This window comes from Halomonas sp. PR-M31 (assembly GCF_001039575.1).
Taxonomy (GTDB): Bacteria; Pseudomonadota; Gammaproteobacteria; order Pseudomonadales; family Halomonadaceae; genus Modicisalibacter.
Genome location: NZ_JIBT01000032.1, coordinates 81,888 through 108,047, shown reverse-complemented (window position 1 = coordinate 108,047; position 26,160 = coordinate 81,888). Strand labels below are relative to the sequence as shown.

21 protein-coding genes and 1 pseudogene are annotated in these 26,160 nt (G+C 56.9%); 6 read left to right on the top strand and 16 right to left on the bottom strand.

The window, feature by feature from the left end:
• Window positions 1–71: 71 nt before the first annotated feature.
• The 5 genes and pseudogenes from CH74_RS17770 to CH74_RS17765 all read right to left on the bottom strand — a co-directional run bounded on the left by CH74_RS17770 (window position 72) and on the right by CH74_RS17765 (window position 5,325).
• Window positions 72–824 (bottom strand): ProQ/FINO family protein, encoded by a 753-nt coding sequence (locus CH74_RS17770; protein ID WP_253273027.1) that lies wholly within the window; start codon window positions 822–824, stop codon window positions 72–74.
• Between the two features lie 85 nt (window positions 825–909).
• On the bottom strand, window positions 910–1,461 hold the full coding sequence (locus CH74_RS09970) for a dihydrofolate reductase (protein ID WP_048307293.1): 552 nt from the start codon (window positions 1,459–1,461) through the stop codon (window positions 910–912).
• A pseudogene (locus tag CH74_RS09965) lies at window positions 1,458–2,296 on the bottom strand (thymidylate synthase). Before CH74_RS09965 ends, CH74_RS09970 begins: the two are co-directional and overlap by 4 nt.
• Window positions 2,293–3,120, bottom strand: coding sequence for a prolipoprotein diacylglyceryl transferase (lgt, locus tag CH74_RS09960; protein ID WP_048307292.1), 828 nt, complete (start codon window positions 3,118–3,120; stop codon window positions 2,293–2,295). Before lgt ends, CH74_RS09965 begins: the two are co-directional and overlap by 4 nt.
• An 18-nt stretch (window positions 3,121–3,138) precedes the next feature.
• Window positions 3,139–5,325, bottom strand: a complete 2,187-nt coding sequence (locus tag CH74_RS17765) for a response regulator (RefSeq protein WP_053070706.1) — start codon at window positions 5,323–5,325, stop codon at window positions 3,139–3,141.
• A gap of 123 nt (window positions 5,326–5,448) precedes the next feature.
• On the opposite strand from CH74_RS17765, the gene CH74_RS09950 reads away from it, so the two are divergent.
• On the top strand, window positions 5,449–6,246 hold the full coding sequence (locus CH74_RS09950; protein ID WP_048307291.1) for an NRDE family protein: 798 nt from the start codon (window positions 5,449–5,451) through the stop codon (window positions 6,244–6,246).
• Between the two features lie 27 nt (window positions 6,247–6,273).
• Here CH74_RS09950 and ptsP read toward each other — a convergent pair whose 3' ends face one another.
• Together ptsP and CH74_RS09940 are read right to left on the bottom strand one after the other, a co-directional pair.
• A complete protein-coding gene (ptsP, locus tag CH74_RS09945; protein ID WP_048307290.1) occupies window positions 6,274–8,544 on the bottom strand; it encodes a phosphoenolpyruvate--protein phosphotransferase in 2,271 nt (756 codons plus the stop codon).
• Between the two features lie 30 nt (window positions 8,545–8,574).
• Window positions 8,575–9,096, bottom strand: coding sequence for an RNA pyrophosphohydrolase (locus tag CH74_RS09940; protein ID WP_048307307.1), 522 nt, complete (start codon window positions 9,094–9,096; stop codon window positions 8,575–8,577).
• A gap of 188 nt (window positions 9,097–9,284) precedes the next feature.
• Between CH74_RS09940 and CH74_RS09935 the strand changes: the two genes are divergently transcribed.
• The 3 genes from CH74_RS09935 to CH74_RS09925 all read left to right on the top strand — a co-directional run bounded on the left by CH74_RS09935 (window position 9,285) and on the right by CH74_RS09925 (window position 14,245).
• Window positions 9,285–9,938, top strand: a complete 654-nt coding sequence (locus CH74_RS09935; RefSeq protein WP_048307289.1) for an HAD family phosphatase — start codon at window positions 9,285–9,287, stop codon at window positions 9,936–9,938.
• Between the two features lie 135 nt (window positions 9,939–10,073).
• Window positions 10,074–11,162, top strand: coding sequence for an efflux RND transporter periplasmic adaptor subunit (locus CH74_RS09930; RefSeq protein WP_048307287.1), 1,089 nt, complete (start codon window positions 10,074–10,076; stop codon window positions 11,160–11,162).
• Window positions 11,162–14,245: an efflux RND transporter permease subunit gene (locus CH74_RS09925; RefSeq protein WP_048307286.1), complete on the top strand. Its 3,084-nt coding sequence runs from the start codon at window positions 11,162–11,164 to the stop codon at window positions 14,243–14,245. Before CH74_RS09930 ends, CH74_RS09925 begins: the two co-directional genes overlap by 1 nt.
• A 106-nt stretch (window positions 14,246–14,351) precedes the next feature.
• On the opposite strand, the gene rsd is transcribed toward CH74_RS09925, so the two are convergent.
• From rsd to CH74_RS09885, 8 genes are all read right to left on the bottom strand, one after another.
• On the bottom strand, window positions 14,352–14,855 hold the full coding sequence (rsd, locus tag CH74_RS09920) for a sigma D regulator (RefSeq protein ID WP_048307285.1): 504 nt from the start codon (window positions 14,853–14,855) through the stop codon (window positions 14,352–14,354).
• 194 nt (window positions 14,856–15,049) lie between these two features.
• Window positions 15,050–15,583 carry a disulfide bond formation protein B gene (locus CH74_RS09915; protein ID WP_048307284.1) on the bottom strand — a complete coding sequence of 178 codons (534 nt, stop codon included), beginning with the start codon at window positions 15,581–15,583 and terminating at the stop codon, window positions 15,050–15,052.
• Between the two features lie 3 nt (window positions 15,584–15,586).
• Entirely contained in the window at window positions 15,587–17,212 is a 1,626-nt protein-coding gene (gene gshA / locus CH74_RS09910; protein ID WP_053070705.1) for a glutamate--cysteine ligase, read from the bottom strand.
• Window positions 17,213–17,314: 102 nt separating this feature from the next.
• Window positions 17,315–19,690, bottom strand: a complete 2,376-nt coding sequence (locus CH74_RS09905; protein ID WP_048307282.1) for a Tex family protein — start codon at window positions 19,688–19,690, stop codon at window positions 17,315–17,317.
• Between the two features lie 248 nt (window positions 19,691–19,938).
• Window positions 19,939–20,436: a peptide-methionine (R)-S-oxide reductase MsrB gene (gene msrB / locus CH74_RS09900; protein WP_048307281.1), complete on the bottom strand. Its 498-nt coding sequence runs from the start codon at window positions 20,434–20,436 to the stop codon at window positions 19,939–19,941.
• Between the two features lie 151 nt (window positions 20,437–20,587).
• Complete coding sequence (locus tag CH74_RS09895; protein WP_048307280.1) at window positions 20,588–22,171, bottom strand: phosphoenolpyruvate carboxykinase; 1,584 nt, start codon at window positions 22,169–22,171, stop codon at window positions 20,588–20,590.
• A 225-nt stretch (window positions 22,172–22,396) separates the two neighbouring features.
• The gene (hslO, locus tag CH74_RS09890) at window positions 22,397–23,272 is read right to left on the bottom strand and encodes an Hsp33 family molecular chaperone HslO (RefSeq protein WP_048307278.1); all 876 of its coding nucleotides are present in this window, start codon (window positions 23,270–23,272) and stop codon (window positions 22,397–22,399) included.
• Between the two features lie 50 nt (window positions 23,273–23,322).
• Window positions 23,323–23,712, bottom strand: coding sequence for an RNA-binding S4 domain-containing protein (locus CH74_RS09885; RefSeq protein ID WP_048307277.1), 390 nt, complete (start codon window positions 23,710–23,712; stop codon window positions 23,323–23,325).
• A gap of 108 nt (window positions 23,713–23,820) precedes the next feature.
• Between CH74_RS09885 and nudE the strand changes: the two genes are divergently transcribed.
• On the top strand, window positions 23,821–24,399 hold the full coding sequence (gene nudE, locus CH74_RS09880; RefSeq protein ID WP_048307276.1) for an ADP compounds hydrolase NudE: 579 nt from the start codon (window positions 23,821–23,823) through the stop codon (window positions 24,397–24,399).
• Between the two features lie 110 nt (window positions 24,400–24,509).
• The gene (locus tag CH74_RS09875; RefSeq protein WP_048307275.1) at window positions 24,510–24,845 is read left to right on the top strand and encodes a hypothetical protein; all 336 of its coding nucleotides are present in this window, start codon (window positions 24,510–24,512) and stop codon (window positions 24,843–24,845) included.
• A gap of 118 nt (window positions 24,846–24,963) precedes the next feature.
• Here CH74_RS09875 and CH74_RS09870 read toward each other — a convergent pair whose 3' ends face one another.
• Window positions 24,964–26,040, bottom strand: a complete 1,077-nt coding sequence (locus tag CH74_RS09870; protein WP_048307274.1) for an oxidoreductase — start codon at window positions 26,038–26,040, stop codon at window positions 24,964–24,966.
• Between the last annotated feature and the right edge of the window lie 120 nt (window positions 26,041–26,160).

Here is a 26,160-nt window from a genome sequence, read left to right as displayed (position 1 = left end):
AAAAAGATCCGACGCTGAATATCAGGGTCGGATCGATGAGTCATCTTGAAAGGCTGACACGGGAAAAGCGTTCAGCTGCGGCTATGCTTGGCCAGTAATTCACTTAGCTTGTTGTCGAGACGCGCATTCTTGCGCGTCTCCGGATCGCGCTTTCTGGCGGCATCGCGTTCGCGCTGTTGAGCCTGTAGCGACTCGAGCTGCTTGCGCGCATGACGCGCTTCGCCATCGGTAACAAGTCCTGCAGACAAGCCTTCCAGATCAATTCGCTCTGCACCGGCGCGGACCGCCTTGAGATACCGAGGCAAATGCACATAGCAGGCCAGCGCTCGACGCACCAGTTTGTCCGGTCGGGTTTCATGCTGCATCAACTCCTCATGTATACCGACCTTAAGAGGGCGCGTATGGCCCTTGAAAAAGGTGTTCGTGTAGCGTCGATACCACTCGTCGAGCAGCGCCTGAGGCGATGGCAGTTCGTCACCCGTCGACGCGGATACCGAATCATCGGAGTCGATCGTCTCGACGGTGTCGGGCTGAGCTTTTACGACAGACGAGACAGACTCAAGCGACGGTGCCTGAGCATGCTCTTCGAGTACTTGCTCTTCTACGACGGGACGGCGTGGCGGCAGCGGATAGTTACGCTCCGCAGCACTGCGCGGTACTGCTGCCTGGGCAAGCGCCGTTTCTCGTTGCTTGAGCGTATCGCGCAGCTGAATGTTCTCAGCCTCGAGCGTCTCGAGACGGCGACGCAATCGAGTTATTTCATCCAGACCCCACTGTGCCTGATGTTCCAGGGTATCCAATAGTGCGGCTGTGCGATCCGTCAACAAAGGCGGCCTCCTTGAACTGGCCTGATCTCGAGTCATTTGACCAATACCAGCGTTGAACGACGATAATGTCAAATCCGTAGGGTTAGCGGCGCTCGTAGATGACAAACGCATAGTTCGGACATGACGCTGAATGCTGAGTATCGTTATCATCGTTGGTGGTCGCTGGAGTACGCTCAGCTTCTCGCCACTGACTCTCGTCAAGCTCAGGGAAGTAGGTGTCACCAGTGACGATGGCATCGATCTCGGTAAGATAAAGCCGTGATGTCTGGGGCATTACCTGGGTGAAGATTTCGCCCCCCCCGATGACGGCAATCTCATTGACGCCATCCTTTTGCGCCTGCTGCTCCGCCCTGGACAACGCATCCGCTAGATCATGGCATACCTGCACTCCATCTGGATGAAAGGAGCGGTCACGGGTCACCACGATATTGAGACGCCCAGGTAGCGGTCTACCGATGGAGTCAAAGGTCTTGCGCCCCATGATCAGCGGTTTGCCCATGGTGGTACGCTTGAAGAATTTAAGATCTTCCGGCAAGTGCCAAGGTAGCTGATTGTCGATACCGATCACCCTGTTGCGGGTGAGCGCGGCCACCATCACTACTGCTATTCGAGGCTTTTCCTGGGATGATTTCATACCGCGACCTCGGCCTTGATGTGGGGGTGAGGATCGTAATTGTGGATAGCGATATCCTCAAAGCGAAAAGCGAATAGATCCTTGATCTCGGGATTGAGCGTCAACTTGGGGGCTGCGTGGGGAACGCGGGACAGCTGCAATTTGGCCTGTTCAAGGTGATTTACATAAAGATGGGCGTCGCCCAAGGTATGAATGAACTCGCCCGGGGCTAGGCCACAGGCTTGCGCGATCATTCGAGTCAATAGCGCGTAGCTTGCAATGTTGAAGGGTACGCCTAGAAAGATATCCGCACTGCGCTGATAGAGCTGACAAGAGAGCCGACCGTCGGCAACGTAAAACTGGAACAGCGCATGGCACGGCGGTAGCGCCATGTCATCGATCAGTGCCGGATTCCAGGCGGATACGATGAGACGACGCGAATCCGGATTGCGCCTGATCTGCTCGACGACGTTGGCGATCTGATCGACATGCCCCCCTCGGGATGGGGCCAGCTGCGCCATTGATAGCCATAGACCGGCCCCAGCTCGCCGGTTTCGTCCGCCCACTCATCCCAGATGCGTACCCCATGCTGCTTTAGATAGGCAATATTGGTATCACCCTGCAGGAACCACAGCAGCTCATGGATGATCGAGCGCAGGTGCAGTTTCTTGGTGGTGATCAACGGAAACCCGCGACTCAGATCAAAACGCATTTGATGACCGAAGATACTTCTGGTCCCGACCCCGGTGCGGTCGGTCTTTTCGATACCCGCGTCAAGAACATGATGCATCAGATCAAGATACGGTCGTTCGAGCGCGGGCTGCTCAAGAGAGGGTCGTTCGAAAGCAGAAGTCATGAGCGTTTGGCTTGTGGGGGTTGAGCGGACTCGTATTCAGCGGCCCCGTCTATCGGCTGACGGCGAGACCAGGCGATCAGACCCAGGCCGGCGGCAATCATCGGCAATGTCAGCAGCATGCCCATGGTCAACCAGTCGAAGGCAATGAAGCCTAGCTGCGGGTCCGGCAGCCGCACGAACTCAACGATGAAACGAAACACGCCATAGAGCACCAGGAACAGACCGGAAATCATACCCCGGTGGCGCGGACAGCGCGATATCCACCATAGAATGGCAAACAGTACAACGCCTTCAAGCAAAAACTCGTAGAGCGATGAAGGATGCCGGGGCTCAGGGCCCATACCGGGAAACGGCATGGCCCAAGGCAGGCTGGTCACCCGACCGGGCAGTTCCGCGTTGAGGAAGTTGCCTATTCGCCCTGCCCCCAAGCCGATGGGCACCAGAGGGGCAATGAAGTCGGTCAATTGAAAAAAAGCCAACCGATGTTTGCGGGCGAAGAGCCAGGCGGCGATCAGCACCCCGATCAAGCCGCCATGAAAGCTCATACCCCCATCCCATATCTGAAACAGCCATAGAGGGTTGTCCAGCAGACGATCGAAACCATAGAACAGCGCATAGCCGATACGTCCACCCAGCACGACCCCAAGCGCGCCATAAAAGAGCATGTCGCCGATATCGTCGTGCTTGAGCCCGACGCGATGAGCGCGAATACGGCCCAACCACCAGGCGCCGACGAAACCGACTACGTACATCAGGCCATACCAATGAATCTTTAGCGGGCCCAGGGCGATGGCAACGGGATCTATCTGTGGGTATTCAAGCATGGGGCTCTCAAGCTGGGATCAAGCAATATCGACGTCTGGCAACCAGCGTCGAATGATATCGATTAGCGCCTGAGGTCGATAGGGCTTGGCGACATAATCATCCATGCCGGCGGCAAAAAAGCGTTCTCGGTCACGTTCACTGGCATTGGCAGTCAGTGCCACCAGCACGCTTCGCTGCTCATTCTGACTCAGGCTTTCCCGCTCGCGCCAGCGACGACTCGTCTCGATGCCATCCGGAGCCGGCATGAAAATATCCATGAATACGAGATCGTAAAAGCATTGCTGCGAAAGCGCGAGGGCTTCATCGCCACCGCCGGCCGTATCCACCGCAAGCCCATGGCGAAAGAGCACGTCCCGAGCCAGTATGCTGTTCACCGGGCCATCATCGACAATCAGAATGCGTACTGGACGAGTGTCTCGGGCCACTGGTTCCTGGGGTGTCTGACGTGTCGGTTTGGGTGTATCAACGGCGCTATTTTCATTCAATCTATCGAGCAGCTCGACCATCATCGACCCCTGCTCATGCAGCTCTAGATCAGGCCCGAGGCTCTTGCCAAGCTCTTCCGACAACAATTTCAGCTCGCGTCGCAGCAACACCAGATAGTGCGACTTGAGCTGCGACTCCTGTCGCGCAAGTTCGCAGGCCAGGGAAAGCTGTCGCACCTGGTGTCGAGTCTCGGTCTCATCGATCAACAGCATTAGCGTATTGCCATACTCATCATCACCCTCATAGCGATGCAGCATTCGCCAGTTGTCGTCGCCTCCCGTAACCCTGACATGATCGTTGCCATCTTCACTGGCGGTAATGAACAGCGATTCATGAAGCCCCTGCACCTCACGTTGAGAGTGACCAATGAGCTTTTCAAAAGCGGGATTGACGGCTATCAACACCTCATCGAGTGTCAGCGCTGCGGGCACCTTCAGCGTCTCGAGCATATCGAGAAGCCGTGGCTGACGTTTGAGTGCGTCCAGGCACGACTCGAGCCTGTCTAGCTCCCTGACAAGCTCGGCCTGTAGCTCATAAGACACTTGCGTGGGGGGCGACTGAGAAGTACTGGACGCTTGGGACGTGGAGTCTTGAAGCCGCCATTCGGCTGGCATCCAGGCTTCAATCCACTGCCTTAACCCTGCCAAGCGCTCGACGGGTATTAGCAGTTCGTGCTCCCAGTAGCGTGTCACTCGATTCAGTACGACATACAGTGCGCTCAAGAGAAACAGGCTTCCCAGAAGCCAGACCACACTGAGCCATAAAAACCCATACCCTCCCGTGCCCACGGGCGGGCTCGAGTGTTGCAGACTGACCAGACGCCAGCCGTTGGTCGGCAGTACCGTCCAGACCAGCTGGGCAGGCGTGCGCTTGTTTTCGCGCAGCTCCTCATCGCTTAAGGAGATGATGCCACGGCGACCTGCGTCGTCGGGCAGGTCGATCGGCGCTGAACCCAGCAGCCCCTTACCCTGCTCATCGACCAGCCACGTATTGACACCCGGACCCACATATTCTTGGATGAGCTGGGCAAGATAGCGAGAATCAAGCTCCAGCCATAGGCAAGCCAGCGCCTTACCCTGAGCATCGGCAAGATCGTAGTGAACGTCGAGTAGCATGGCATCCGTAGATGCCTGTTCCATGGCATGCCAGTGCAGCGCCGAAGCGCGATCGGTACCAGGAGGCGTAAACTGTGTGAAAGGTAATGTCAGTTCGTTGACATCCGCTGGTGCAGCACTTGCCGGCGTAAGCGCCAGGAGCCCTTGAGGCAGGCTGATAGCCAAGCGCTTGATCAATACATCGCTTTGATAAAGATCGTCCATTGATGGTTCGAGACGATAAAGCGTTTGAAGCAGTGTCGACAGGCCCTTCTCATCTGGCTTGAGGGCTTCACCGAAAAGCACCATGGTACCGCCCGGCGCCAAATGATATGGCACCTCGACTTGAATTGGCGTGGAAGTGTCCGGCTCCACTTCCGACGTTAAAACACGACGCACCGAGCGCCCCAGCTGGCGTAAATAGCGCTGCTGATCGATTAGCCGCTGATCGATCAGCCTTGCCTGCAGCTCCTGGGTTTGGAGTAGATTGCGCTGATGCGCTCGGTCAAGGCGCTGGTCGATATCACGCCATAGCCATAACCCGACCCCCAGGCACATCAAAGAAAAACAAATTTCGGCCACCAGCAGCGGCAACGCAGCGCGCACCAGGCGCTGGCGTAACACGTTCCGGCTGTTTCTTTCTGCTGAGGCCCCTGGCATCGTGATACCCGTCACCAACAAAAAGGCGAGTCTACTCGTTTCATTAGTAGGTCACCATGGGCGTTTGTCGACTGAGAAGGGTTCCTGATGTGTTTGATCGTATTTGATTGGCGTCCTGGCACCAGGATACCTTTGAGAATGGCCGCCAACCGCGACGAGTTCCACGCTCGGCCTACCGCCGTACTTCAACGTTGGGAAGATGCCCCCGGCATTCTAGGAGGGCGTGATCTTCAGGCAGGCGGTACCTGGCTGGCCGCTCATCGCTGCGGTCGTCTGGCTGCCGTAACCAATGTCCGCGCCCCTGAGTTCGCCATTCCAGCGAATGCGGTCAGCAGAGGCGAATTGGTACGCCAGGCACTGGAATGCGACAACCTTGAACACTGGCTTAGGACCTTGACTCGGACCCAGGCTCACCGCTATGCGGGTTTCAACCTGCTGGCAAGCGACGGCAAGCGATTGTGGCATTTACACCATGGCCCTTCAGGAACCACGCTTGAAAGAATTGCGCCGGGCGTGCACGGCTTGTCCAATGCCAGTCTCGATACCCCCTGGCCAAAACTGCTCAGTACTCGCGCCGGGCTTGCTGACGTGGTGGCTAAAAACCTGGATGAGGCAAGCTTTGCTAACGAGGCCTGGTCGCTGCTGTCCGACGACCACCCTGTCGAGGATGCACGCCTGCCGAATACCGGCGTGGAGCTGGCGCTTGAGCGTTTTCTGTCGGCACCTTTCATCCTTGGGGAAGAGTACGGCACCCGGGCCAGTACCTGGGTTAACTGGCAGGCAGACGGCAATCTGGCTATCGGCGAACGCTCTTTCGGGCCCGGGGGACGGTTTCTCGAAGAACATCGATATCGGCAAGAAATGCCACCCCTCTCCATTGAGTAGCCTCCGTGCTGCCACGCTTTGAGAAAACTACCTTTGGTAGTCCTTGGGCGGCAACAGATGCGCCAACCCCCACTCATCGAAACGCATCGTCAGATGCCCGCGGACCGCCGCTGGCGTAGGCAGCTTCAGGGTCTCTTCGACCAGTGTGCGCGTCTGCTCCAGGCCGACGCGACGAATCGCCGCGCGTACCTTGGGTAGGCTGGGCGCATTCATGGAAAGCACCTCGAACCCCATCCCCATCAATAGCAGTGCGCCTCCCGGATCACTGGCCAATTCGCCGCATACCGAGGTCGGCACCTTCAGCTGTATCGCTTCTTGGGCCAAACGCGCCAGCGCTGCCAGTACCGCAGGATGACAGGCGTCGTAAAGCTCCGCGACTCGCGGATTGTTGCGATCCACCGCCAGTAGGTACTGGGTCAAATCGTTGCTGCCCACGGAAAAGAAATCGACTCGCGCAGCCAAAGCGTCGAGCTGATAAAGCGTTGCCGGCACTTCCAGCATCACCCCGACCCGGGGAGGCGTAATGATCAGCCCTTCCTCATCCAGCTCGACCAACGCACGCTCGAGAAGCCGTAAAGCTGCATCGACTTCGTCGATATTGGTAATCATGGGCAACAGAATGTGCAGATTGTCATACCCTACGGAAGCCCGAAGCATGGCGCGCAACTGCACTATCAACACTTCGGGATGGTCCAGGGTCACGCGCACACCGCGCCAGCCGAGAAAGGGGTTGGCTTCGTGAATGGGAAAATAGGGCAGATCCTTGTCGCCGCCGATATCCAAGGTGCGCATGGTCACCGGCAAGGGCGCAAAGTCTTGAAGCTGTTCGCGATAAAGCCGCTCCTGCTCCTGTTCGCTGGGAAAGCGCTCGGTAATCATGAACGGCATTTCGGTGCGATACAGCCCAACACCGGCAATACGCGGCTTGAGCTGTGCCACGGCATCGAGGGTCAGACCAGTATTGACCATCAGCGCCATGGTGTGACCATCCGACGTTACGCTGGGCAGGTGCTGTTCGTGTTCGAGCATCTCTGTCAACGCCCGCTCTTCGTTGATTTGCTCTTGATATTGTCTGGTCAGCTCGATATCCGGACGCACGAACAGGCGGCCGCGATGACCGTCGAGAATCACCGGTGCGTCGTTCAGGCGCTGTAAAGGAAGATCAACCATGCCCAGAACGGTCGGGATGCCCATGGCCCGCGCCAGGATCGCCACATGGGAGGTACTCGAGCCGCTGATCGACACCAGTCCCGCAAGCTTTTCCCGAGGTACCTCTCCAAGCATGGCCACGCTGATCTCATCCGCGACAAGGATGCAATGGGGTGGAATGGTGCTGATGGTGCGCGGGCTCTCTTCCTGCAGATGCGTCAATATTCGCCGCCCCAGGTCGCGGACATCCGCTGAGCGCTCGCGCAGGTAGTCGTCGTCCACGCGTTCCAGATAATGCACATGCCGACGCACCACATCCGCTAGCGCCCCAGGCGCCCACTGGCCTTCGAGAATGCGCTTTTCCACTTCCTGGCCCAGCGCAGTATCGGCGAGCATCTGCTCGTAGGCGTCGAACAGCGCAAGCTCCTGAACGGAGATACGATTGGCCAGGCGTTCCCCCGTGCGTCGCATTTCGCCGCGCACTCGATCGATGGCCTCCCGTAACCGCTGGATCTCGCCTTCGATATCCGTGGGGATCAGATCCGGCACACTATCCAGATCCGCTAACGGCGCAATGGCCAACGCCTCGCCAATGACTACGCCAGGGGAAGCGGCGATTCCCTTGAACATCGCCATGCCATCGGCCCGGGTAGGCTGATTGAGCGTTCCGGTGGCGATAGCATGAGCCAGCACACCGGCAAGCTGCGCTGCCATGGTGATCAAGAACGCTTCGTCACCTTCATCGTAGCGGCGTTTTTCCTGCTGTTGGACTACCAGCACACCGAGCATGCGTCGCTGATGAATGATGGGCACTCCAAGAAAACTGGAGAAGCGCTCTTCGCCGGTTTCCTTGAAGTAGCGAAAGTAGGGATGGGCCGGGGCGTTTTCGAGATTAAGGGTTTCTTCTCGCTGTGCGACAAGGCCTACCAGCCCCTCCCCCAGGCGCAGCGCCACCAGACCAATCGCCTGGGTGCGCAGACCGATGGTGTCCTTGAGCACCAGACGCTCGCGCATGGGATCGAACAGATAGATGGAACAGACATCGGTATGCATGGCTTTGCGCACACGCCGCACCACGGTGGCCAGCGCCGCCTCGAGACTGCGCGCTCCGTTGACCTCCTGAACGATACGGCGTAGGACATCGAGCATGGGCATTCTTCTTATAATGAGAAAGCAGCATCAACGCTGGTCAAAAGGAGGCAACGACAGCGTAGCGCTTTCTCGTGCCAAATGTTGCACCCGGGGGGCCAGTTCGCGCAGGGCACGCCGATAGACTTCGCGCTTGAACGGCACCACCTGCCCCAAAGGGTACCAATAACTCACCCAGCGCCAGCCATCGAACTCTGGCTTGGCCGTCGTATCCATGCATATTCTGCTGTCGAGACAGCGTATCTGAAGCAAAAACCATTTTTGCTTCTGGCCAATACAAATCGGCCGCGATTGTGTACGTACCATGCGCCGGGGCAAACGGTAACGCAGCCATCCTCGGGTGCAGGCCAGGACATCGACATCGGCCGGGGTCAGGCCGATCTCTTCTTCGAGCTCACGATAGAGCGCCTGCTGTGGAGTCTCGCTGGACTTTATGCCTCCCTGAGGAAATTGCCATGCGTTCTGTCCTACCCGACGCGCCCAAAGCAGCTGACCCTCACGATTGACAATGATGATGCCAACGTTTGGGCGAAAGCCGTCGGCGTCGATCACGGGCTTCACCTTGTAAAATGATAGTTGGGTCCATTCTTCCACAAAGAAAACACTGAATAAATGTCTACGCTTTCTTAAAGTCTAAAAAGCCATCAATAAGTGCATTAACTCCGTAGTGTGAATGTATCGCCAGTTCTGTAATAATTGATTACATTTTGTATTACCTATGCCTCATAAAGGAGTACGTCTTGAGTCTTGCCATTTTCGATCTGGACAACACACTGCTGGCAACGGACAGCGATCATGCCTGGGGAGAATTTCTGGTCGAACAGGGCGCGGTCGATCCAGGGTATTACCATGAGGCAAACGAACGTTTTCATCAGCAATATCAGGATGGCACTCTCGATATTCACGATTATCTGGCCCTGGCCCTCAAACCATTGGCAGAGAACTCACCGGAGCAACTGGCCGCCTGGCATCAGCAGTTCATGATCAGCAAGATAGAGCCGAACATCCTCGTCAAAGGAGAAGAGTTACTGGCGGAACATCGCGCTCAGGGCGACACCTTGTTGATTATCACCGCGACCAATCGATTCATCACCGCTCCCATCGCCCAGCGGCTGGGCGTGGACGACTTGATCGCCGTCGAGCCGGAGATCATCAACGATCGCTATACTGGGCGTGTCAGCGGTACGCCTAGCTTCCAGGAAGGCAAGGTATTGCGTCTGGAAGAGTGGCTCAGCGGACAAAGCGTTACCCTTGACGATGCCTGGTTCTACAGCGACTCCCACAATGACATACCGCTGTTGGAAAAGATCGACAATCCGGTAGCCGTCGACCCGGATGAGAAGTTGCGCGAGACTGCCTTGCAGCGCGGCTGGCGCATCATCAGTCTACGCTGACAGGGTGCGCCGTTTAGGCCCTACTTATTTGACAAGGTAAACGATACGCTGTGGAACCTGTTTCGATTCCCTCGCTCAAAGGCAATTCCTCTATCTTGCTTGTTTTGTTTTTCCTGCCTGCTACCGGATGGTTTGATGCGCCTTAGATTCGCTTCCTTGTCTGCCCCGATTGCCTTGCTCCTGGGTGTTGCGTTACTGATCTGGTTGATCTTTGGCGATGTACAGCGTTTTCGCGCCGAACCACCGGAAGGTAATGCATTACAAAAACCTGGCCTGACTCGGGTCGAGGTAAGAACCTCCCATGCCCAACAACACGTACCCACCCTGACCCTGCAAGGGCAGCTCGAACCCAAGCGCGATGTCATCTTGCGCCCCTGTCGCGCGGGCAGCGTCTCTGCCCTGCCCCATGACCAGGGCGATCGAGTCAAAGCCAATGACATCTTGCTGCAACTTGACGAAGAGGATCTTCCCGAGCTTCAGACCCAAGCCGAAGCCGCGCTCGAGCTGGCGCTTTCAGAACTCAAGGGCGGGCGCCGCTTACAGGCCAAGAATCTGATTCCCAACAACGATGTGCTAAGCCTGAAACGTGACGTGGCCCAGGCCCGGGCAGAGCTTGCCAGGCTGCGTCAACTCAGGATCGATGCCAGCTTCAAAGCGCCTTTCCCGGGCGTGATCAACCGGCTCGATATCGAGGTGGGCGATTTCGTTCAAGCCGGAGAGGATATTGGCAAACTGGTCGAAATCGAACGCCTGCTCGCCACCGGTCAGGCTCCTCAGCGGCGCGCCCCGGACCTGCACCCGGGGTTGCCGGTCACCGCGACGCTGCTGAGCGGCGACAAACTGCAAGGCGAGCTCAGCTATGTGGCCAGCAGTGCAGACGATGCAACACGCAGCTACGCACTGGAGGCCAATCTTGCCAATCCCGAACGCTTGCGTATCGCCGGTGCCAGCGCCACCCTCGACATCGCGCTGCCTGCCCGTCAGGCCCATGCCCTCTCACCGGCGCTGTTGATTCTCGATGATGAGGGACGCCTGGGAGTCAAATACCTGGACGATGACGATAAGATCCGTTTTGCCCCGGTAACGCTACTCACCGCGGATGCGGTTCAAACCTGGGTAACCGGGCTACCCGAGACGGTACGGCTGATCACTCTGGGAGGCGGCTATGTCGACATCGGTGAAAAGGTCGAAGCCGTGTCTACCGATCGCGAGCAAGCCTCCTGATGCGCGCCCTGATTCATGCCGCGCTGAACCGCAGCCGCACCACCCTGCTGCTGCTGCTGTTCCTGGTGCTGGCGGGGCTGATGGCCTATCAAGCCATTCCCAAGGAATCCAATCCTGACGTTGCCATCCCGATGATTTACGTCTCTCTGGTGCTTGAAGGCGTCAGCCCGGAAGATGGGGAGCGCTTGCTGGTACGCCCCATGGAGCAGGAGCTGCGCACCATCGAAGGGATCAAGAAGATGACCTCTCAGTCCAGTGAGGGCATTTCATCGGTTACCCTGGAATTCGATGCCGGCTTCGATTCCCGACAAGCGCTGGCGGACGTGCGTGAACGCGTCGATATTGCGCGCAGCTCGCTCCCGGATGAAGCTGAGGAACCCCGGGTGCTGGAAGTCAACGTCAGCCTCTTTCCGGTCATGTCCGTGGGGCTTTCCGGACCGCTCTCTCCTGGCGAGCTAATGCGAGTAGCCCGGGAACTGCAGGAAAGGATCGAAGGCATTCCCAGCGTGCTCGAGGTGGATATCGCCGGGGAGCGGGAGGATCTCATGGAGATCGTGGTGGATCCCTTGGTGCTTGATAGCTACGGCGTCAATTTCGATACCCTGGCCAACCTGGTATCCCGCAACAATCGTCTGGTCGCAGCAGGAAGCCTGGACAACGGCGCGGGTCGCCTGTCGATCAAGGTACCCGGCGTCATCGAAAACATCCAGGACGTCATGAACACCCCGGTCAAGGTCGAGGGCGATCGCGTGATTACCTTCGGCGAGGTCGCCCTCATTCAGCGCACTTTCAAGGATCCGGACGGCTATGCTCGCATCGACGGCCAGCCGGCGGTGGTACTGGAAATCTCCAAGCGCACCGGTGCCAACATCATTGCCACCATCGACGAGGTCAAAGCGCTGCTCGACCAAGCCGGACCTCTGCTGCCGGAAGCGCTGGAAGTTGAAGTCATCATGGATCAATCGACGGACGTCGAGGACATGCTTGCCGAGCTCTTGAACAATGTGCTTGCCGCCGTGGTCCTGGTGCTGATCGTGATTCTAGCCACCATGGGGCCTCGCGCAGCGCTGCTGATCGGCATGACCATTCCCGGTGCCTTTCTCACCGGCATCCTGCTGATCTGGTCGGTTGGCTACACCCTCAATATCGTCGTGCTGTTCGCACTCATTCTAGTGGCCGGCATGCTGGTGGATGGCGCTATCGTGGTCGGCGAGCAGGCGGATCGCTATTTCGCCGAGGGACGCTCGTCCTTTGATGCCTGGTCCGGTGCCGCCAGCCGCATGGCCTGGCCGGTCATCACCTCCACCGCCACTACTCTTGTGGTTTTCCTGCCGCTGCTGTTCTGGCCCGGAGTCGTGGGCGAATTCATGAAATATCTGCCGGCCACGGTGATCCTTTGCCTGCTGGCCTCCCTGGCCATGGCGCTGGTGTTCATGCCCACCCTGGGCAATCTCTTCAGCTCTGGTCAGTCTATCCAGGAAAAACGAGTCAGCAGGGGCGGACGCCTGTACCGGCGAACGCTCACCCGGCTTCTGAGTCATCCGGCCTGGACACTGATCGGCGCCTTGATCGTGATGGCTCTGCTTTACGCGGGCTATGCGCGCTTCAACCATGGGGTGGAATTCTTCCCTTCGGTGGAGCCGGATAGCGCGCAGCTGCTGATCCATGCCCGGGGCGATCTTTCCGTGGAGGAGAAGGATGCGGTGGTGCGACGCGTCGAGGCGCGCTTGCAGGGCATGAGCGAGGTGGAATCCCTTTATGCTCGCTCCTATGCCACCCCTGATCGAGAGATCGGCGAGGACGTCATCGGTCAGCTTTCTTTCCAACTCATCGACTGGTACAAGCGTCGACCTGCCGGTAAGATCCTTGCGGACATGCTCGAGCGCACCCGAGACATCCCTGGCATCCGTCTGGAAACCCGAGAGCAGGAGCAGGGGCCGGTAGACGGCAAGCCGATTCAGATCGAGCTGAGTGCCAACGATCCCGGGCAAACCGAGCTTGCCGTGAAGCAGTTGCGCAACGCCATGCAACGGCTGGGAGGCTTTCGCGCCGTGGAAGATAATCGCAGCCTGCCCGGCGTAGAGTGGCGCCTGCAGGTCGATCGCGAGGCGGCGGCGCGGTTCGATGCGGATGTTTCTACCATCGGCAGCGCGGTGCAGCTAGTGACCACTGGGCTGCAGCTTGCGGTCTACCGCCCCCAGGATGCCAACGACGAGGTGGACATTCGCGTACGCTTGCCCGGGGCCAAGCGCAGCCTCGATCAGCTCGAACGCCTGACCATCAATACAGCTCGAGGCCAGGTGCCGATCAGTCATTTCGTGCGTCTGGAACCGGCACCCAAGGTGGGCACCCTGCACCGGGTCGATGGGCAGCGCACGATTACGCTGGAAGCGGATATCGAGCCAGGGCGCCAGGCCGATGAGCGGCTCAATGCCTTGGGCGATACCTTGAGGAACCTACCCGAAGGGGTCCGTGTCGGTTTTGCCGGAGAACAGGAAGATCAGGCGGAGACCAGCCAGTTCTTGAGTCTCGCTTTCGGCATCGCCATTTTCCTGATGTTGATCATCATGGTGACCCAGTTCAACAGTCTCTATCAGGCTTTTCTGGTGTTGTCGGCCATCGTCTTCTCGACCGGCGGTGTACTGCTTGGCCTGCTGCTGAACGCTCAACCCTTCGGCATCGTCATGGTCGGAATGGGTATCATTGCTTTGGCGGGCATCGTGGTGAACAACAACATCGTATTGATCGACACCTACAATCAGTTCCGCCATGAGGGCCTATCCGCTCATGAGGCGGCCCTGGAAGCCGGCGGCCAGCGCCTGCGCCCGGTACTGCTTACAGCGATCACCACCATCCTTGGACTAATGCCGATGGTTCTGGGCGTCAACGTTGACCTGCTGGCGCCGAGCCTTGGCTGGGGAGCACCCTCGACCCAGTGGTGGACCCAGCTATCCAGCGCCATCGCGGGCGGGCTAGGCTTTGCGACAGGTCTGACCCTGCTGTTGACGCCTTGCATGCTATTGCTGGGGGCGCGAACCGGCGAAAAAATTGCGCACCGATTCAGAACGGTACGTGAGCGCTAAATTCAAGGCGATCGCTCATCAAAGTGCGTTTTTATAAAAAACGCATGGCCAGAAAAATGCCCCGCCGACAATGGCGAGGCATGTATGTCAATCAAATGATGGAAATTTACAGCGTAGCGCTAGGCGCTGCCTGGGGTGCCGGCGGAGGCGAATGCGACGAGTGGAGCCGTCCGATCAGCTGATCTTCCAGAGTGAAGCGTTCGGTGAGTCCGCGGCCGAGACGTTCAAGCCAGGCGGGTAGTCGAAACAGGTAATGCTGACAACGGGTTGGAGTCGAGTAATCGTTGTCGAATTCCAGTACTAGCTGCGTGGACATTTCAAGACGTTCGAACAGTTTATCCGCTACCGCCAATGCTTCCTGATCGTTGAACTGCTCGGCTTCCTGGCGTAGCTGCGGATAGATCTCGAAGTGCCCCGCGCTGATATAATCCATCAGCAATTCGCTAAAGTGGTCGATGCGTGCCTTGGTCACCGACTCAGGATCGATGTCACAGGCCTCTTTCAAATCCATGAACGCGACCAGCATGTCTCGACGCGCCTCGAACCAGCGATCGATCATTCGGTGCACGCCTCCCCAACGCTCCTGCGCGGTTCTGCAGTTTTCCAGCATGGGCAGCCCCTCCCTTGATCAGCCTGTCGTCTGCGGACTCTCAGCGTCACCCTAAGCGTCACGGGTGTCAATCCTGTCCGTCGAAAAAGATGACAACTTATTGTTCAGGCCGTATTAAGCCGGGCATTCGAAAGCACCGTTCACTAACCTGCTACTCCTTTGCTGATCCCCTATCTGATCGACCCACGTCTGACTCAAGACGCTTCGCCTGCGCCGTGAAATCGGCGTGAACCCGACAAGCTCTTCACCCCCATTGCCAAAGGGATGAGCGACAGGCAAACGAAGCCGATCAACGTCCATTGAGGCAGAGTCAACCCCCACCATAGTCCATCGATCTCGGCACATTCACCTGAGCCCGAAAGAACCCGAGAGAGCACATCCCATAGGGGCAGCACTTCCATCATGTAATCGAGCCCCGGTCCACAGCTGGGCACTTCGCTCGGAGGCAGCGACTGCAGCCAGACATGACGCCCGGCGACCGCCGCCCCTGTCCCGGACGCCACAAGACCCAGCACGCCATAGACGATACCCCCCTTGCCCCGGGGGTTGTGAATAACCGCTGCCAGAAATACCAGAGCCGCTGCGATCACGGCCAGTCGTTGCAAAATGCATAGCGGGCAAGGACTCAGCCCAGCGACATACTGCAGGGCAAGGGCAACCCCCATCATCAGCGCGCAGGCTGTCAGCCCGATAACGCCCCACTGTCGAATACTCAGATCAAGCCGCATACGTCATTGGCTTCCGATTCGGGCATCATCGGCTCGCGATGCCGCCATGGATTCTCGCGCCCGAGCAAAATAGGCGGTAATGAACTCATCGAAGGATTCGGTGTCCGCTGCCTCGATGTCGCGCTGCTGTTGATAGGAGGTCTCGGTGAGCTGAGAAAACAAGGCGTCATGAGCACGATCCATGGGCTCCTTGCGCAGCGCCTCTGACTGGGTGCGTGCAAGCTCGGCAACATAGTCGACGAACTCATCGCCACTCTCTTCAAGCGCTTTAAGTAAGCGACCCGACGGGGTGAGCTCAGGCTGACTTAGCCGTGGCGCCAAGGCCTTGATTGCAGCTCGATGAGGCTGATCCTTTTCAAGGGTATCGAGCAGTTCGGCTACTTTGTGAAGCCCTGCGAAAATTTCCTCAGCGCGATCCGCAAGCCCGCGCTCCTGCTTGTCGATCGACAGGCACAGCGATGGATCGCGTCCTTTCGCCGTTACCAGACCGCGATTGTCATCAAGATGATCACACTCCTCATCGGAAATCCAAGGCGCTTCGGACAGCAGGCACCACATCAGGAAGGTATCCAGAAAACGCATCTGGGTCTCATCGATGCCCAGCGCCATGAAAGGGTTGAGATCCAGACAACGCACTTCGATGTATTCCACCCCCCGCGCCTCCAGGGCCTGGGCCGGGGTTTCACCATGCTGGGCAACCCGCTTGGGTCGAATGTCGCTGTAATATTCGTTCTCGATCTGCAGGATATTGGAATTGAGCTGACGCCAATTGCCATTCTCATCCACGCCGATTCGCTCATAGGCTGGCCAAGGCGTAGTGATTGCACTGCGCAATGTGCCGACATAATTGGACAGCGAATTGAAGCAGATCTTGAGCTGTGCCTGCACCTTGTTTTGATAGCCCAGATCGGACATGCGCAGGCTGGTGGCATAAGGCGCATAAAGCGTATTGTGCCCATGAGCCTTCAGCTTGCTGGGCACCTCTCCGGTGAAAAAGCTTCTATCCAGCGCCGGCGAAGCACCAAACAGATACAACAGCAACCAGCTATTGCGGCGGAAGTTGCGAATCAGATCGAAGTAACGCCCGGACTGATAGGTTTTCTGCGGCTTGGCCTGGGCTCCTTCCAACTCCTGCAGCACCGGCCAGAGCTGTTCCGGCAGCGACACATTGTAGTGAATACCGGCAATGGACTGCATGATGCGCCCGTAGCGGGCATCCAGGCCGCGCCGATAGATATGCTTCATCTTGCCGGAATTGGAGCTGCCGTAATCAGCGATGGGCACGCTGTCGTTGCCGTTCAAGCGACAAGGCATGCTGGCGGGCCAGATCAGCTCGTCTTCCATATGGCGATAGCTGAAGCGATGCAGATCCGCGAGAAACGATAGAGTATCGCCAGGCCGACTATGTACCGGCGTGATGTACTCAAGCAGCGATTCGGAATAATCCGTCGTGATATAAGGGTGTGTCAGCTTCGACCCAAACTCAGCTGGATGCGGAGTCTGGACGATATTGCCCTGCCTGTCGGTACGCAACCCTTCCTTTTCGACGCCACGGCGCAAACGTCCCATGCGTCCCTGGCGGGCCACTTCCTTTAGCCCTGCGATAGCATTGTCTAGTTGCTCGGACAAGATGAATACCCCTTTTTGAAGGCGATAGGCCAGTCCATGGACCGGCGTTTCGTAATCATTCGATTATGGTGACAGAGACAATCCTTTCAACCCTAACGATCATCATTTTCGGTTTCTTGCCTTGAGCAACGCTTCTCCTAAAGCGCCCATCTGACCGCTCTGAGACCCACCGCCTCGCTCTTGGTTCTTGCGCTGTGCAGGTTTGGCCCGTGAATTATCCGTGTTTCCTCGGCCTGCGCCTTTCGAAGGCGGCGCGTTCATCGTTGAGGCGTCATCCGGTTGATCCTTGAGCCGCATGGTCAAACCGATGCGTTTGCGCGCGATATCCACCGTCATGACCTTGACCTTGACGATATCACCGGCCTTGACCACCTGGCGCGGGTTCTCGACGAAAGTATCGGACAATGCCGAAATGTGCACCAGACCATCCTGATGCACGCCAACGTCGACGAAGGCGCCGAAATGGGTGACGTTGGTCACGGTGCCTTCAAGGATCATGCCGGGTTCGAGATCTTTTATCTGCTCCACGCCCTCGCGAAATTCCGCCGCGCGAAACTCGGGGCGTGGATCGCGCCCCGGCTTATCAAGTTCTTTGAAGATATCCGTCACCGTCGGCACGCCGAATTTTTCATCGGTAAAATCAGAAGGCTTCAACGCCTTGAGATAGGCGCCATCACCAATCAGACTGGCTAACTCGCGCCCGCCCTGCTTGGCAATACGTGACACCACGGGGTAGGCCTCCGGATGCACGGCACTGGCATCCAGAGGATTGTCACCCTGCATGATGCGCAAGAACCCAGCGCACTGCTCAAAAGTGCGCGGCCCCAAACGCGCAACCTCGAGCAGTTCGCGACGGTTGCGAAACGGCCCTTCGGCATTGCGTCGCATCACGATATTTTCCGCAAGGCCCGGATTGAGCCCTGACACTCGCGCCAGCAAGGCACTGGAGGCCATGTTGAGATCGACACCGACGGCGTTGACGCAATCCTCGATCACGGTTTCCAGACTGCGGGAGAGCTGCACTTGAGAGACATCATGCTGGTATTGGCCGACCCCGATCGACTTAGGCTCGATCTTGACCAGCTCCGCCAGCGGATCCTGCAGGCGTCGAGCGATGGAAACCGCCCCGCGAATGGTGACATCAAGATCGGGAAACTCCCGGGCGGCGATTTCCGATGCGGAGTAGACCGAGGCGCCCGCTTCGCTGACCATGACCTTGGCAAGTCTGCGCGGCGTGCTGGCAGCAGCAAAGCGCTTGACCAGTTCCTCTGCCAGCTTGTCCGTCTCGCGGCTGGCGGTGCCGTTACCAATGGCAATCAGGCTGACATCGTGCTTCTCGACTAGTCGTGTCAACGTTGACAGCGCTTCGTCCCAGCGTTTTTGCGGTGCATGGGGATAAATGACGTCATGATCGAGAAACTGACCGGTACTATCCACCACCGCGATCTTGCAGCCGGTACGCAGTCCCGGATCAAGTGCAAGCGTGGCCTTGGGACCTGCAGGTGCAGCCAACAGCAAGTCTTTCAAGTTGGAAGCAAAGACATCGATGGCTTCAAGCTCGGCCCGTTCGCGCAGCCATCCGAACAGTTCGGTCTCGAGATGGGTATAAAGCTTGACCCGCCAGGTCCAGCGCACCACTTCCCGCAGCCAGCGTCCAGCGAGGCGCCCCTGATCTTCGTTTGAAAGATCGATGTCGAAATGCTTGGCGATGGCGACTTCTGCGGGATGAATCGGCGCTTCGTCTTCTCCCGGAAGCTTGAGCGCAAGCCCCAACACTCCTTCATTGCGCCCCCGAAACATCGCCAGGGCACGATGAGACGGCACTTTGGCCAAGCGCTCATCGTGTTCGAAATAATCCGAGAACTTGGCCCCTTCCTGCTGCTTACCCTCGATCACCCGAGCGCTGAGTTCGCTATCCTGCCACAACCGATCACGCAAGCGGCCCACCAGCTCCGCATCCTCGGCAAAACGTTCCATGAGAATCTGCTTGGCACCATCCAGCGCGGCCTTGGCATCCTCCACGCCCTTGTCCGTATCCACGTAGTCCGTGGCGGTGACTTGAGGATCGAGGGAGGGATTGGCAAGGAGCGCGTCCGCCAGCGGCTCGAGTCCCGCTTCCCGAGCGATCTGCGCCTTGGTGCGACGCTTCTTCTTGTAAGGCAGATAAAGATCTTCCAGGCGCTGCTTGGTATTCGCCTCGCGAATCTGGGTGGCCAACTCATCGGTCAGCTTGCCCTGCTCGTTGATGCTGGCCAGCACCGCCTCACGGCGCTCTTCCAGTTCACGCAGATAGCGCAGCCGTTCTTCCAAAGAGCGCAGCTGCCCATCGTCGAGACCACCGGTGACCTCCTTACGATAGCGAGAAATGAAGGGTACTGTGGCCCCGCCGTCAAGCAGCTCCACGGCGGCAGCTACCTGTTGAGGGCGAACTGTAAGCTCTTCAGCAATGCGCTGAATTATCTGGGTCTGGGCGTCCATGAGGTTCCTGACGTCGTTACGAATCTCGCGCACAAGGCTATGGCGAAGGCGCTTTTAAATGGCGACAAGGTATCACAAAGCGTACCGATGGCGCAGAGTCGACGTGCCTTTGCTCATATGAATCCAGAACATCAGGGAGTGAATGGCGCTCTAAAATCACTACAGAAAATGTAACAAACCATGATCGGACTCTAGAATTCGATCATGGTTTTCGCAAGATAGAATCAAACAAAAGAGGTGACTAACCGTCAGGCGGGAACGAACGTCAATGCCACCCCGTTGTTGCACCAGCGAAGCCCTGTCGGCTTGGGGCCATCCTCGAACACGTGGCCTTGATGGCCGCCACAGCGAGCGCAATGATATTCAGTACGTGGAAACAGCATGACAAAATCCAGCTCCGTTGCCAGATTGCCTTCGATATGGGTGTAAAAACTCGGCCAGCCCGTGCCGGATTCGTATTTTGCCTCGCTTGAGAACAGCGGCAGATCGCAACCGGCGCAGTGATACTTCCCGGGGCGTTTTTCATCGTTGAGTGGGCTGCTGCCCGCCCGCTCGGTGCCTGCCTCTCGTAGAATATTGAACTGTTCCTTGGTAAGCCGTTCGCGCCACTGCTCATCGCTCAATTCCAACGGCTCTATGTCCGCTGCCGGCTTCAGGTCCAGCTTGGGACGTGCCCTGGCGATGCTTGGCAGCAATCCCGCCAAACCACTGGCGCCCAGCAGTCCGAGAAAGTGTCGTCGCTGCATATCGTTACTCCTTGATCTCTTCAATCACCTGCGTCGGTGAGTATTTTTATGAATGCTCGTCATGCAGTGCTAGCCATGAATAAACCAATGCACAAACAAAAGGGAGCCATAATGGCTCCCTTTTGGATACGATATCGAGCAAAAGGTTCGATCAATCGAGCGCTGGTCCTGCCTTGACGATTGATTCGTCGACTCCCTCGAACTTCTTGAAGTTGTTGACGAACTTTTCAACCAGCTGCTTCATCTGCTGCTGATAAGCATCGCTATCCTGCCAGGTATCTCTAGGATCGAGCAACGTCGAGTCTACCCCCGGCACTTCTGTCGGCACTTCTAGATTCAGCCCATCGATATGCCGGGTTTGTGTATCCTTGAGTTCACCGGTCTGTATGGCCGCGATGATGGCGCGAGTCGTGGGAATGCTGAAGCGACTGCCACCCTGACCGTAGCTGCCGCCGGTCCAACCGGTGTTGACCAGATAAACCCGAGAACCGAAATCCTCGATCCGCTTGATCAACAAATCTGCATATTCCCGGGCCGGCCGTGGAAAGAACGGTGCACCAAAACAGGTCGAGAAGGTGGCTTCAAGGCCTTCGGAGGCACCCATTTCGGTAGAACCGACCTTGGCGGTATAACCAGAAAGAAAGTGATAGGCGGCGGCTTCTTTTGACAACAGCGATACCGGAGGCAGCACGCCGCTCATGTCGCAGGTCAGAAAGACGATGGCATTTGGTTCGCCGGCGCGGTTCTCATCGATGCGTTTTTCGATATGCTCGCGAGGATAGGCGGCGCGGCTGTTCTGAGTCAGGCTATCGTCGCCATAATCCGCATGACGATGCTCGTCGAGCACCACGTTTTCAAGCACCGTGCCAAACTTGATCGCATCCCAGATGACCGGCTCATTCTCTTGAGAAAGATCGATGCACTTGGCATAGCAGCCGCCTTCGATATTGAATACCGTGCCTTCACCCCAACCGTGCTCATCATCGCCGATAAGATAGCGCGCCGGATCGGCGGAAAGCGTCGTCTTGCCGGTGCCGGATAGGCCAAAGAACAGGGTGGTCTCACCATCATCGCCTACATTGGCGCTGCAGTGCATTGGCAGCACGTCCTTTTCCGGCAACAGGAAGTTCTGCACCGAGAACATGGCTTTCTTCATTTCACCGGCATAGCGCATGCCCGCGATCAATACGCGGCGCCGGGCAAAATTGAGAATGACCGTCCCTTCCGAATTGGTACCATCTCGCTTGGGGTCACAAACGAAATGAGGCGCATTGAGGATGCTCCACTCACTCTTGCCTTTTGGATTGAAACTTTCGGGACGCACGAACATGATGCGGCCAAACAGATTGTGCCAGGCGGTTTCGGTGGTAACGCGAAGAGGCAGGTAATACTCGGGGTCGGCGCCGACATGAAGCTCGGATTCGAAACTCTCACTTTCAGCAAGATAGTCCTCGACTCGCTCCCATAGAGCATCGAACTGCTCCGCATCGAAGGGGCGGTTTACGCTTCCCCAATCGATCAGCTCGGTAGTGGAAGGTTCATCGACGATAAAACGATCCGCCGGCGAGCGGCCTATGCGGGCACCGGTCTTCACCACCAGAGCGCCGTTGTCCGACAAATGCCCTTCTTGCCGCATCACGGCACGTTCGATGAGTTCCGCGGCACTCAAATTGAGATGATTCCCTGTGGCGCGACTCTCGGCTGTTATCTGACGATCTGCTTGGGTAGTGGTCATCGTGGGTCTTTGGCCTGTAGGCCGCTCCTCTCGTTAGCCAAGGGCGCAGATGGGTCGTTACAACATCAACCGCGCCATCAACGGACGGATCACCGTCCATGGTGAATGCACTTTCCGAGCGCATCGCGTCAAAGGGCGACATTATTGCAAAAAGGCCGCCCTCGGCAAACAATGCTTTATCTCCCCCTTTAACGATGAGAATACTCAGTGCACGTAATTGGGGGATCAATGCAATGTCGGAGGCTCTGCGTCGGGAAAATCGATCAACGTTTCAATTTGCGCGGCGCTGAAATGATAATGGGTATGGCAGAAGTGGCACTGGGTATCGATGGCTTGCTGCTCCGCAAGAATGCTGCGCAGCTCAGTGGCTCCCAGACCAAGCAAAGCATTGGCAATGCGCTCTCGGGAACAGCTACAGCCAAAGTGCAGGGTCTTGGGATCGAACACACGGGTGGTCTCTTCGTGATAAAGCCGATAAAGAAGCTCTCGTTGTTCAAGGTTGAGCAACTCATCGCTGGATACCGTATCGGCCAGTGTTACCACTCGATCCCAGGCGTCTTCGTCCTGATGTTCATCGCCTACCGGCAACTGCTGTAGCAGCAGCCCGGCTGCACGATGGCCATCGGCGTTCAACCAGAGCCTTGTGGCCAGTTGCTCGGAACGCTCGAAGTAGTTTTCGAGACATCCCGCCAGATTATTGGCCTCGAGTTCGACGATACCTTGATAGCGATTGCCCTCCCTGGGATCGAGGGTGATGACCAGGCGGCCGCCACCTACCAGCTCCTGAAAGGATGCGTCTTCGGCTGGCAGTGCCATCTCCTCTCCAAGACGCGCAATAGCACGCAACTCTCCGTTCGGATTGGATTCCGCCATCAACAGACTAAGGGCGCCATTGCCCCGCACTTCAAGACTCAAGGTGCCATCGAGTTTGATGGTTTCGGTCAACAAGGCCGCTGCCGCCAGTAGCTCACCAAGCTGACGCTGAACCGCTATCGGATATGCCTGCTTGTCGAGCACTTCGGCATAGGCATTTTCAAGCGTGACGATCTCGCCACGCACATTGGTTTCATCAAAAATAAAGCGCTGAATCTGGTCGTTCATCAAAGGCTCTCAAAGGCTCAGGGGATATAAAGATAGTAAACAAGTAGCCTTTACTCGTCCGGGCGCTGGCGCTGAAACCGCTGTATGCTGCGACGCTCCTTCTTGTCGGGGCGACCACGTGGCGCCATTACGCTACGATTGGCCAGCCGGCGATTTTCAGCTTCCCGTTGACGCTGCTCGTGACTCTGAGGCGTTTCCTGATAGAGCTCTCGCGCCTCCGGTGCGCCACGACGCTGATCGCTTACTGATAACACCTCCACCTCCCAGGTGTCCCAGCCTTGGGGAACCTTTATCAAGGCACCGACCTCGACATTTTTGCTCGTCTTGACCCGACCACCGTTATACTCGACCTTGCCACCCTCGATCGCTTTTTTGGCCAGGGCGCGGGTCTTGAAAAAACGGGCAGCCCATAGCCACTTGTCAATGCGTACGTGCTCCATATCGCTCCATACGACCCTGCCTGGCAGGCAACCAATCATTGGCCAGACACTACCAGGCAATGGTAAAAAGGAATTGGTTTTGTCCTCATTGTACTGGATGCGCTCGCCATGCCGCCAATGCTCCCACCCAAGCCCACCGTTCTCAATCACAAAGAAGTCGCTCACAGTCGACTCTTCACCATCGAGCAACTCGACTTGCGCTTTTCAAATGGCGCCGAAAGACGTTTCGAGCGACTGAAGGGCTCAAGCCGTGGAGCCGTCATGATTGTGGCCATGCCAGATCCCGAGCATGTGCTGCTGATTCACGAATATGCCGCCGGGTTCGATGACTATGCGCTTACCTTGCCCAAGGGCTTAGTCGATCCCGGCGAAGATATCGTCACCGCCGCCAATCGAGAGCTGATGGAAGAATGCGGTATGGGTGCCCATACCATCGAACCTTTGATCGAACTTTCTCTGGCACCCAACTACATGAATCACTGCATGCATGTACTGCTGGCACGGGACTTGTATGAGCAGCGCTTACCCGGGGATGAGCCCGAACCTTTGGTAGTCGAAACTCATGCCATCAATGACCTTACTGCCCTGCTCGCCCGGGAAGATTTTCATGAGGCACGAGCCATTGCAGCTCTGTTCATTGCCAGAGAACGTATTAAAACGGCCCAGAGCAGTAGTCAGTGGTGGTAGCGCAACAGGATTTCAGCGCAAAATAGTACGTGGATGAGTCGTTTGCAAATTAACAACGTCTCGTCTAATCTTCGTACAACTATTTTAGTTTTCATCAGAAGGAGCGTGAAATGAAAGGATCGACTTTATCTGCGGCTCTGCTTGCTTCATTAATGGCACTGTCTACTGCTGCCATTGCGCAAGAGTCTCAGGAAATGGAAAGAAAGGATTATTCCAACAGTGGCGTTGATTCAGCTCAAGATGTAGATCCTATGGACAACAAGTCACAAAGTGGAAAGATTCCGCAGGACGATCTTGGCACCAATAGCGGCATCGATTCAGGCGAAAACGTCGATCCCACTCCTGGCAATGGCAGTTCCGAACAACTGAAAAATCAAGATGGTCTGGCTCCTAACAGCGGCATCGACTCAGGAGAGAATGTAAACCCAGGAGGCAATTCCAACTAATTCAGCGATATTTATTGGCGCATGAATAAGACAATAGGGCTTCGGTAATCACCGAAGCCTATTATTTTATATAAGTATCTGATCTAAGTGCAGTGCATTTCACACTTCGAAAACGGGCTCAATATTTGCGTCGTAGCCCACTAAGTTCTTTTAGTTTCACCCACCGCTCCTGACGAGCGCTGTCGAGACCGGTTTCCAACAGCTGCATTATTGCCAAGGCATCATCCACGGCAACAGGATTATCCCCCTCTCCTGCTAAAGCACTTCTTATTTTCATGTAATAGGCAAGATAATCACCAGGTAGGGTACCGCAGTCGTGGGCTACCAAGGGGGCGTCTTCACTGGCGCTTTCGCGAAGCATCAGTTGTCCATCGCGGCTATCCACGCCCCATTCAGGCGCTGGCGTCTGGCCCTGTCTGAGCCACGCTTCCTGAGGGTCCAGTCCATGTTTGACATAGCTGCCTTGCGTGCCGTTTAGAATGAAGCGCGGTAGATCCGCTGCTACCAGAGTACTGGCGCTCAGCACCACTCGCAGTCCTTCATAATCCAGCAATGCATGGAAATCATCATCGACCTGGGCACCTTCTCGCCGCTTGGCCAGGTTCAGAAATATGGCCCGGGGCATGCCAAACGCTTCTCGCGCCTGGTCAAGCAGGTGGGGGCCCAGATCGAACCAAAGACCAGCGCCGGGTTTGGGTCGTTCACGCCATCGATCGTCTACTTCAGGACAAAACCGGTCGAAGTGAGATTCAAAGTGGACCAAGCGTCCCAGTGTGCGCGCCTCGAGTAGCGCACGCACCGTGAGGAAATCACTATCCCAACGCCGATTGTGAAATACCGACAGCAGCTTGCCCGCTTCTTCAGCATATCCTTTGAGTAGCCGTCCTTCGCCCAGGGTTACCGTGAACGGCTTGTCCACGATGACATGCTTGCCCGCGGCCAAAGCGGCTTTTGCCAAGGGAAAATGGGTATCGTTGGGGGTAGGTATCACGATCAGATCGATATCGGAACGCGCGAATAGCGCCTGAGGCGTCGCCACAACCTCCATCTGGGGTAAATCAGCGTGCACTTTGTCGGCATCACTGCTCGATATTGCCACGACCTCAAGCCCCGGCGTGGCTGCTATCAACGGGACATGAAAGGTCTTGCTAGCCATTCCATAGCCGACTAGACCTACATTATAGATTTCTTTCATATATTCTCCTTACCTGCCCTGCAAGCGTTCCTGCCTACCGTTATGCCCGTTCGATCAATCCATATCATCAAATGGTCAAAAAACCATCATATCGACTTTAGTCTAAATATGTCATACTCT